The organism is Pseudomonas sp. SWRI22 (genome assembly GCF_014268395.2).
Lineage (GTDB): Bacteria > Pseudomonadota > Gammaproteobacteria > Pseudomonadales > Pseudomonadaceae > Aquipseudomonas > Aquipseudomonas paracarnis.
In genome coordinates this window covers 642,700-652,500 of the sequence record NZ_JABWQK020000003.1, presented here as the reverse complement: position 1 = coordinate 652,500, position 9,801 = coordinate 642,700, and the positions used below count along the sequence as shown (strand labels likewise).

Here is a 9,801-nt window from a genome sequence, read left to right as displayed (position 1 = left end):
CCCGCACTATCCATAGCATGTGCAGCAAACCGAGCCCAAGAATCACATAGACCAGACGGTGCAGCTTCTTCCATCGACTCCCCAACCGACGCTGGCTATAGCGGTTCGACGTAACGGCCAACATAAGGAGAGCAACAAACCCCAGCGCCCCCACAATGATGTAGGGCCGCTTGCTCAACTCTACGCCGAGCTGCGACCAATCCAGCCCCAGGACAAACACACAATAGGCCGCCAGGTGCAGCACAACATAAGCAAAGCACCACAGCCCCAACTGTCGTCGCACTGCTATCCACCCCGCCCAACCGCTCAACTTCTGCAGCGGCGTCATAGCAAGCGTGATCAGCAATAAAATGAGCGTCCCCAAACCCAGGCGATCAACGAGCACCTTGCCTGGATCAGGCCCCAGCGCAGAACTCCACGCTTCATACAACCAGAGCAATGGCCACACTGCTGCGGCTACAAACACGCCGATGCGCCAGATGGGATAGCGCATCAGTAGTTCTTCCGCAGATCGAGGCCTGTATATAAAGAAGCGACCTCATCCGAATAGCCATTGAACATCTGCGTCTCGCGCACATTCGGACTAAACAGGCCGCTCGGCAGACGGCGCTCCCGCGCCTGGGTCCAGCGCGGGTGATCGACCGTAGGATTCACATTCGCATAAAACCCATACTCATCAGCTGCAATACTCTGCCAGGTCGTTTTCGGCTGCTCACTGACCAGACTGATACGCACGATGGACTTCACACTCTTGAAGCCATACTTCCACGGCACCACCAAGCGCAACGGTGCACCGTTCTGGTTAGGCAACTCCCGCCCGTACATGCCCACAGCGAGGATCGCCAACGGATTCATCGCCTCATCCAGGCGCAGCCCTTCCACATAAGGCCAATCGATCAAGCCGAAACTTGAGCGTTGCCCAGGCATGCTCTTGGGATCCTGAAGGGTTTCAAAACGGATGTACTTGGCTTTGGAGGTTGGCTCGACCTGCTTGAGCAACGCCGAGATGGGAAAGCCTATCCACGGAATCACCATGGACCATGCCTCGACGCAACGCAGGCGGTAGATGCGCTCTTCCAGCGCATAGGGTTTCATGAAGTCTTCCAGGGCATAGCGCCCAGGTTTTGCGACTTCACCATCAATCACCACACTCCAGGGCTGCGTCTTGAGCGAGCCCGCATTCGTTGCCGGGTCGCCCTTGCCTGTCCCGAACTCATAGAAGTTGTTGTAGTGAGTTGCGTCCTTGAATGGCGTGATGGCCTCATCCTTGACCGTCACCGACTGCCACTTCGCATTCGGAAGTTTTTCCGTAAACCAGTTGGGCGCGCTGCCCGGCTCGACGTCGGCATACCGCGAAGCATCTCCGGCACTGGCCCAACGCGGCAAGCTGCTGGCGGCAATACCGGCAAGCGCACCACCGAGCAGGCTGCGGCGAGAGAGATAGAAAGATTCAGGCGTGACATCCGATTCGTGACAATCGGACGCTTTGGGCAATTTGATTAACATGGTAACTCCGCAGCGTTGGAGAACTGATGCACCAATAGACTGCGGAGTATGGGGGAAATTACATTAAGACAATGTTTTGTCCCGACGCAGACGCAACAAGTACTGAATCGGGCCAGAAGCCGCGTAGGCCAGGAACGCCAGCAGCAGGATACGCGGTGGATCACTGAACACGACCGCGAACACCAGCACCACCACAAGGATGGCCACGAAAGGCACGCGCCCTTTGAGATCAAATTCCTTGAAGCTGTTGTACTTGATGTTGCTGACCATCAGCATGCCGGCCGCTGCCACCATCAGGGCAACCAGGAACGACATCTTCGATCCCTGAATCCCGTAGTCACTGAACGCCCAGACAATACCCGCGACAACACCCGCCGCTGCCGGGCTGGCAAGGCCGATGAAGTAGCGCTTGTCGGCAGTCCCCACCTGGGTGTTGAAGCGCGCCAGGCGCAAGGCGGCACCCGCGACATAGATGAAGGCAACCATCCAGCCAACCTTGCCCATGTCACCCAATGCCCAGGCAAATGCCAGCAATGCGGGGGCAACACCGAAGGCGACCATGTCCGACAGCGAGTCGTACTCGGCGCCGAAGGCACTTTGGGTATTGGTCATGCGCGCCACGCGCCCGTCCAGGCCGTCGAGCACCATGGCCACGAAAATTGCGATAGCAGCAAAGCCAAAGTATTTGCTGGCACTCGCCGCATCACCGGCCGCCAGCGCACTCTGGGCACTCATGGAGTTGATGATGGAATAGAAACCGGCAAACAGGTTCGCCGTGGTGAACAGATTGGGCAGCAGATAGATGCCACGATGCCGGACTTTGCGGCCTTCGGCGTCATGCCCTTCTTCGACATGTTCATCGATCGGCAGCATGCTTTCGGCGTCGGAAGCCTGGTTTGGCTCTTCGGGACGTTCGCTCATGGACTTTACCTTGCAACGGTGTGAAAAAATTCGACAGATACTTGCAGCGAGTGTTCGCCTGCAAACGATGCAGCTTTATACCAGAACCAACCCCTCAAACGAAAAAACGCGGCCTAAGCCGCGTTTTCCCTTGATGCGTACGACTTAGTTCTTGGCTTTGTCGACGATCTTGTTGGCACCGATCCACGGCATCATGGAGCGCAGTTGCTCGCCGATGACTTCGATACCGTGAGCGGCGTTGTTACGACGCTTGGCGGTCATCGAAGGGTAGCCGGTAGCGCCTTCGCTGATGAACATTTTGGCGTATTCGCCGTCCTGAATACGTTTCAGGGCGTTGCGCATGGCCTGACGGGACTCGGCGTTGATCACTTCCGGACCGGTCACGTACTCGCCGTACTCGGCGTTGTTGGAGATCGAGTAGTTCATGTTGGCGATACCGCCTTCGTACATGAGGTCAACGATCAGCTTGAGTTCGTGCAGGCATTCGAAGTAGGCCATTTCCGGCGCGTAGCCAGCTTCAACCAGGGTTTCGAAACCAGCTTTTACCAGCTCAACGGTACCGCCGCACAGAACGGCTTGCTCACCGAACAGGTCGGTTTCGGTCTCGTCCTTGAAGGTGGTTTCGATGATGCCGGTACGACCGCCACCCACGCCAGCAGCGTAGGACAGTGCAACGTTCTTGGCGTTGCCCGACGCATCCTGGTAGATCGCGATCAGGTCAGGGATACCGCCGCCTTTGACGAACTCGGAACGCACGGTGTGGCCCGGTGCTTTCGGCGCGATCATGATCACGTCGAGGTCAGCGCGCGGCACGACCTGGTTGTAGTGAATCGCGAAGCCGTGGGAGAAGGCCAGGGTAGCGCCCTTCTTGATGTTCGGCTCGATTTCGTTCTTGTACAGCGAGGACTGGAACTCGTCCGGGGTCAGGATCATGACCAGGTCGGCAGCCGCAACAGCAGAAGCAACGTCGGTCACTTTCAGGCCATGGGCTTCAGCCTTGGCGACAGTGGCCGAGCCTTTACGCAGGCCAACGGTCACGTCAACGCCGGAATCTTTCAGGTTGCACGCTTGAGCGTGACCCTGGGAACCGTAGCCGATGATGGCGACTTTCTTGCCCTGGATGATCGACAGGTCACAATCTTTATCGTAATAAACTTTCATGAGGTTCCTCTATATATCCAGGCCGTAAGGCCATTCGCTAATTGGGTTAGATGCTGAGTACTTTGTCGCCACGGGCAATCCCGGTGACACCACTGCGTACGGTTTCCAGAATCGAGGCCGTCCCGATCGACTGGATGAAGCTGTCCAGTTTGTCGCTGGTACCGGTCAGTTGAACGGTATAAACGCTGGCGCTCACATCGACGATCTGCCCGCGATAAATATCGGTAGTGCGTTTGATCTCGGCACGCTGGGCACCGGTGGCCTTGACTTTGACCAGCATCAGTTCGCGCTCGATGTGGGCGCTTTCCGACAGGTCGACCAGCTTGACCACTTCGATCAGCTTGTTGAGGTTCTTGGTGATCTGCTCGATCACCTCATCGTGGCCTACGGTGGTCAACGTCAGGCGCGACAGGGTCGGGTCTTCGGTCGGGGCCACGGTCAGGCTTTCAATGTTGTAGTTGCGTTGCGAAAACAGGCCGACAACACGGGACAAGGCGCCGGGTTCGTTCTCCAGAAGCAGGGAGATAATATGCCGCATGATTAAGTACGCTCCGTCTTGTTCAGCCACATGTCGCGCATAGAGCCGTCTTTGATTTGCATCGGATAGACGTGCTCGCTGGTATCGACCTGAATATCGATGAACACCAGACGGTCCTTCATGGCAAACGCTTCTTCCATTTTCGGCTTCAGATCTTTCAAATCAGTGATGCGAATGCCGACGTGGCCATAGGCTTCAACCAACTTGATGAAATCCGGCAACGATTCCATGTAGGAATGGGAGTGACGGCTACCGTAGCTCATGTCCTGCCATTGACGAACCATGCCGAGCACGCCGTTGTTCAAGCAGACGATCTTCACGGGAAGACCGTATTGCAGGCACGTCGACAGTTCCTGGATGTTCATCTGGATGCTGCCTTCACCGGTGACGCAGGCAACGTCGGCATCCGGGAAACTCAGTTTCACACCCATGGCCGCAGGGAAACCAAAGCCCATCGTGCCCAGGCCACCGGAGTTGATCCAGCGGTTAGGCTTGTCGAACTTGTAGTACTGCGCCGCGAACATCTGGTGCTGGCCCACGTCGGAGGTCACAAAGGCGTCGCCCTTGGTCACTTCGCACAGGGTTTCGATCACGGTTTGTGGCTTGATGATGCTGCCGTCGCCCTTGTCATAAGGGAACAGGCCGCGATCACCGCGCCATTCGTCGATCTGCTTCCACCAGCTGGCAACGGACTCCTTGTTCGGCGTTTCGCCGATGTCCTTGAGTGCAGCGACCATTTCGGTCAGTACACTTTCTACAGGCCCCACGATTGGCACATCGGCCTTGATGGTCTTGGAGATGGACGCCGGATCGATGTCGATGTGGATGATCTTGGCATTCGGGCAGAATTTGCTCGCGCCGTTGATCACTCGGTCATCGAACCGCGCGCCCACGGCGAGGATCACATCGGCGTGGTGCATGGTGAGGTTGGCGGTGTAGCTGCCGTGCATGCCGAGCATGCCGACAAACTGACGGTCCGAACCCGGGAATGCGCCGAGGCCCATCAGGGTGTTGGTCACCGGCAGGTTGAGCAGCTTGGCCAGTTCGGTGAGTGGCGCGGAACCGCCGCCCAGAATCACGCCACCGCCGGAGTACAACACGGGGCGCTTGGCCGCCAGGAGCATTTCTGCCGCCTTGCGGATCTGCCCCGAGTGCCCACGGACGGCCGGACTGTAGGAACGCAGCTTGGCTTTCTTGGGAAAAACGTATTCGAATTTTTCGGCCGGGTTGGTCATGTCTTTCGGGATATCGACCACCACAGGGCCCGGGCGACCGGACTGTGCGAGGTAGAACGCCTTTTTCATGACTTCCGGGATTTCCGACGCGTGCTTGATCATGAAGCTGTGTTTCACGATCGGGCGGGAAATACCGATCATGTCGGTTTCCTGGAAAGCGTCGGTGCCGACCATGGTGCTAGGCACCTGGCCAGAGATGATCACCATCGGGATGGAGTCCATATACGCAGTCGCGATGCCGGTGATGGCATTGGTTGCGCCTGGGCCGGAGGTTACCAGTACCACGCCGGCTTTACCGGTGGCACGGGCGTAACCGTCAGCCATATGGGTCGCGGCCTGTTCGTGGCGAACCAGGATGTGGGTAACAGCCGGTTCCTTGAACAGTGCGTCGTAGACATGCAGCAGAGCACCACCTGGGTACCCGTAGATATAGTCGACGCCTTCGTCACGCAAAAAGCGGACGAGCATCTCACCGCCAGATAAAAGCTCCACGTTGTTCACCTCTAAAACGCCAGAATACCGTCCGTTAAAAAACCGACGGGTCTTAATAGGTTTACTTCTCAACAGAGCATGAGCGACGGTGGTCGCCGACTACGTCAGCACTGACTGAGCAAGTATTGGGATCGTCCCAAGTGTTGCGGGCTTTTCCCACCCAGCGCGAGGTAACGCGTTGCGGGTGTTACAGGTCGGCGCGGATGTGCGCCTCATGATCTGCTGAGCGGGCCTGCTTCTGGCAGTCCCGATACAGCGGACTTTGGATTCTTCTGTTTCACGCCCTTCAAGTCAAGCAATAATTGCGCTTTTTTCCAACTAAGCGCATGAGAACGCAGAAGAAAGGGCTTTGAGGAGGGATAAAACTCGCCTGAATGTCGTCAAGCGGTAGAAATGTGCGCAAGACTGCCGAAAAAACCGGCAGTCAGGCAATTAACGAGCGTCGGCGATCAATTGATCGAACTTTTTCAGCGCGTTACGCAAGCCGAGGCTCTCCCGCGGCCGGTCGGCGTAGACCATCTCGGCCATTTCCAGGATCCCCGACGCATTCGGCAAGGGCAGGTCCTGTTCCAGGATCTGCTTCATACGCGCGAGGAAGATCCACTGCAGCCACTGGTGGAAGTCCAGAGTATCGACAGAAAAGGGTTCGACGCTGCTGAGGGCTTCAACACCGGGGGATACTTCATCCCACCAGCCCTGCACGCGCAGTTCGCGCTCGATCAGCAATAACTGCTCGGCAATCGCGGGAAAACGCGCATCCATCAGAGGCTGACCTTGGCTTTTTGCCGCGCCTGGGCGGCACCCGCTGCATCGCCCTGGGCGGCACGTGCATCACCGATCAAGGCCCACAGGCTGGCTTGCAGGTCTGGGCGCCCATTGGCCAGGCTCAGGCCACGGCGAGCGAATTGCTCCGCCTGGGGCGCATCGCCCTGAGCCATGCGCACCTGGGCCAGGCGATAGAGCACTTGTGGCTCACGCGGCGCCACGCGCTGGGCACGTTCAAGGCTCGACGAGGCGCCATTCAAATCGCCACCCGCCTGCTGCTGCTGAGCGGTGGTGAGCAACGCCAGCACCGGGCCATCAAGTTGTTCGTCCGCCGACAACCCGCCCGCACTGGACGATGACGGAATACCGCTCGGCGTCGAAGGCATGTTGTAGGTGCCCTGATTGACCGGCGCGGTTTGAATCGGCGTGGAGTTCACCGGCCCGGAAGTGCTTGGGCCTGGGGTCCATGGCTCGGCACTGATAGGCGCCGAGGTTGCAGCCCCACTGCCGGGCACCATCACTACGACGCCGGAATCCTGGGGAATTGCCTGGGTTGCAGCTTGGGCAGGCCGTTTGACCACGGTCTGACGGAAGCCGCCATTGGCCGAAATGCGGTCGTTATTGGAAACGGACGTGCTTGAGTCCACCACAGGGATAGAGCCGCGCTGCACGCTGGAGCAACCGCCGAGCAAAACCAGAGCCGTAATTGCTGGAATCCACAACTTGTTCACTTGAAACCCTCTTTGCTTAATTCATCCAGCCCTTGACCCAATCCATCACCGATTCCGCGTCAGCAGGTGTACTGCCACCGCACGCGGCACCGGGTGGTGGTTCGCTGCCGCGAATATACGGCATCTGCACCGCGCCCGGACAGTTGGCATCGGAGCCTTGGCCGGTGTGCGGATCAATCCAGGCCTGCACAATATTGTCCGGCTGCGGCATGTTGAGCGGCAACGGGTCAGCCTTGCGCATGAAACTGGTCCATACCTGCAGCGCGCCGGTGGCACCGGTGAACGGCGTCTTGCCATTGTCGTCGCGCCCCAGCCATACCACGGCCAGTACATCCTGGCCGAACCCTGCGAACCAGCTGTCGCGGGAGTCGTTGCTGGTACCGGTCTTGCCCGCCAGGGTCAGGTTCGACGGCAGCACGCTGTAGACCGAACGCCCGGTACCCTCGCGCATCACGCGCTGCATGGCATTCTGGATCAGGTAGATGGAGCCGGCGTCGAAGCGCTGCTGAATCTGGAACGGGTAGCGCTTGAGCGGTTCGCCATCGGCGGTCAGCACACTGCGAATACCGCGCATCGGCGTATTGAAGCCACCATTGGCCAGGGTCTGGTACATGGTGGTCACTTCCATCGGCGTCATGGCCGCAGCGCCCAGAAGCATGGACGGGAACGCCGGAAACTCACGTTCGATCCCCAGTCGCGCCAGCGTCTTCAGCACATTCGGCACACCGACTTCAAGCCCCAGACGCGAGGTCGAGATGTTGTAGGAATGCGCCAATCCTTGATACAGGAACACCGTGCCATGGGAACGACGGTCGAAGTTCTTGGGCGTCCATACCTGGCCATCCGCGCCTTTGATCGACAGCGGGTCATCGGACAGCCAACTGGTCAGCGTGTACTTGCTGGGTTTTTCCAGTGCAGTGAGATAAACCGCAGGCTTGACCAGCGAGCCAATCGGCCGCACGGCATCCAGTGCGCGGTTGAAACCGGCGAAACTGGCCTGGCGGCTGCCGATCATGGCCTGGACCTCGCCGGTTTCCGGATTGGTCACGACCATGGCGGCCTCGACTTCATCCGAGCCCTTACGGCCAGTCAGGCGCTTGAAGGTGTCGTTGACCGACGCTTCGGCCTTCATCTGCAAGATGGGGTCGAAGCTGGTGAAGATCCGCAGCCCCTCTTCGGTCAAGTCTTCGTCGCGGTAGTCTTCGCGCAGTTGGCGCTTGACCAGGTCGATAAAGCCCGGGAATGAGCTATCCGCCAGCTTGCCGCGGGTTGTCACACCCAGTGGCATTTTCTTGGCAGCGGCCACTTGCTCAGCGGTGGCGACACCCTGCTGCTCCAATACATCGAGCACCAGGTTGCGACGTTCAAGCGCACGCTCCGGGTTGCGGCGCGGGTTGTAATAGGACGGCCCCTTGACCATCCCCACCAGCAACGCAACCTGATGCAATTTCAACTCGGACAACGGCTGCCCGAAGAAGAACTGGCTGGCCAGGCCGAAACCGTGCACGGCGCGCTGGCCATCCTGACCGACGAATACCTCGTTGAGGTAAGCCTCGAGGATTTCCTGCTTGCTGTAATGCAGCTCCAGCAACATCGCCATCATGGCTTCGGTGAGTTTACGGGTCAGGCTGCGTTCGTTGGTCAGGTAGAAGTTCTTGACCAGTTGCTGGGTCAGCGTACTGCCGCCCTGGGTCATCTTGCCGCCGGACGTGTTGACCCAGATAGCACGGGCGATCGACTTCGGCGACACACCCCAGTGGCTATAGAAATCGCGGTCTTCGACAGCGACCAGGGTTTCGAGCAGATACGGCGGTACCTGATCGAGCTTGATCAGGATGCGATCTTCAAGGTTCTTCGGGTAAATACCGCCGATCAGCAACGGTTCGAGACGCACCACCGGCAGCTTGGAGCCATTGAGCGAGGACAGCTCAGCCACATAATCGCCAGAGAAACGCACGCGCACCGGCTGGGCTTTTTCCAGGCCTTCGTAGAACTGGAAGCCACGGGTGTTCAGGTCGACGGTATTACCGCTGACCGCCGCAGCGCCAGGGCCATTGCTCACGGGTTCGCGGCGGTAGCCCAGCGCATCGAGCTCGGTAAGGAAGTCTTCCTTGCTCAGCTTCTGACCAGAGAACAGCTCCAGCGGGCGTGCATACACCTTGGCCGGAATCGTCCAGCGCTTGCCGGAGAATTTTTCCTGCACCACGGCATCGAGGTACACCGCAAGGCCGGCGACCGCCACAAGGCCCACAAGGCCAAGCTTGATCACCCAGCCCAGCCAAGGGCGCGGGCCGCGGGAAGGAGGTTTTTTACGGGAACGGGGAGATCGGGTTCGAGTCATGGCGGCGGATTATACGCACTTTATTGATGATCAACATGAGCCGGACAGCGGTTTGCACGACTGGCATCAGCAGCCATAATGCCCCCCATGATTTTCCCCCGACTTTGAAGG

9 protein-coding genes (1 of these 9 only partly in view) are annotated in these 9,801 nt (G+C 58.7%); all 9 read right to left on the bottom strand.

Translation table 11 applies throughout. The annotated features are described in order from the left end of the window. Positions 1 to 493, bottom strand: the 5' portion of a protein-coding gene (gene msrQ, locus HU730_RS26010; RefSeq protein ID WP_034127029.1) for a protein-methionine-sulfoxide reductase heme-binding subunit MsrQ. The gene continues 128 nt to the left of window position 1, outside the view; only the first 493 of its 621 coding nucleotides appear in the window; it begins with the start codon at positions 491 to 493; its stop codon lies off the left edge, out of view. Continuing rightward, positions 493 to 1,506: a protein-methionine-sulfoxide reductase catalytic subunit MsrP gene (gene msrP / locus HU730_RS26005; RefSeq protein WP_034127028.1), complete on the bottom strand. Its 1,014-nt coding sequence runs from the start codon at positions 1,504 to 1,506 to the stop codon at positions 493 to 495. The genes msrQ and msrP overlap by 1 nt, the downstream gene beginning before the upstream one ends. Before the next feature lie 63 nt (positions 1,507 to 1,569). After that, the gene (gene pssA, locus HU730_RS26000) at positions 1,570 to 2,427 is read right to left on the bottom strand and encodes a CDP-diacylglycerol--serine O-phosphatidyltransferase (RefSeq protein ID WP_014719927.1); all 858 of its coding nucleotides are present in this window, start codon (positions 2,425 to 2,427) and stop codon (positions 1,570 to 1,572) included. A gap of 144 nt (positions 2,428 to 2,571) precedes the next feature. After that, positions 2,572 to 3,588, bottom strand: coding sequence for a ketol-acid reductoisomerase (ilvC, locus tag HU730_RS25995; RefSeq protein WP_003194132.1), 1,017 nt, complete (start codon positions 3,586 to 3,588; stop codon positions 2,572 to 2,574). Positions 3,589 to 3,634: 46 nt separating this feature from the next. Further along, positions 3,635 to 4,126 carry an acetolactate synthase small subunit gene (gene ilvN / locus HU730_RS25990; protein WP_003176102.1) on the bottom strand — a complete coding sequence of 164 codons (492 nt, stop codon included), beginning with the start codon at positions 4,124 to 4,126 and terminating at the stop codon, positions 3,635 to 3,637. Positions 4,127 to 4,128: 2 nt separating this feature from the next. Next, the gene (locus HU730_RS25985; RefSeq protein WP_014719928.1) at positions 4,129 to 5,853 is read right to left on the bottom strand and encodes an acetolactate synthase 3 large subunit; all 1,725 of its coding nucleotides are present in this window, start codon (positions 5,851 to 5,853) and stop codon (positions 4,129 to 4,131) included. A gap of 432 nt (positions 5,854 to 6,285) precedes the next feature. Beyond that, positions 6,286 to 6,615 carry a YqcC family protein gene (locus tag HU730_RS25980; RefSeq protein ID WP_034127027.1) on the bottom strand — a complete coding sequence of 110 codons (330 nt, stop codon included), beginning with the start codon at positions 6,613 to 6,615 and terminating at the stop codon, positions 6,286 to 6,288. Next, complete coding sequence (locus HU730_RS25975; protein ID WP_034127026.1) at positions 6,615 to 7,349, bottom strand: tetratricopeptide repeat protein; 735 nt, start codon at positions 7,347 to 7,349, stop codon at positions 6,615 to 6,617. Before HU730_RS25975 ends, HU730_RS25980 begins: the two co-directional genes overlap by 1 nt. A 16-nt stretch (positions 7,350 to 7,365) precedes the next feature. Further along, the gene (mrcB, locus tag HU730_RS25970; RefSeq protein WP_186527612.1) at positions 7,366 to 9,690 is read right to left on the bottom strand and encodes a penicillin-binding protein 1B; all 2,325 of its coding nucleotides are present in this window, start codon (positions 9,688 to 9,690) and stop codon (positions 7,366 to 7,368) included. Between the last annotated feature and the right edge of the window lie 111 nt (positions 9,691 to 9,801).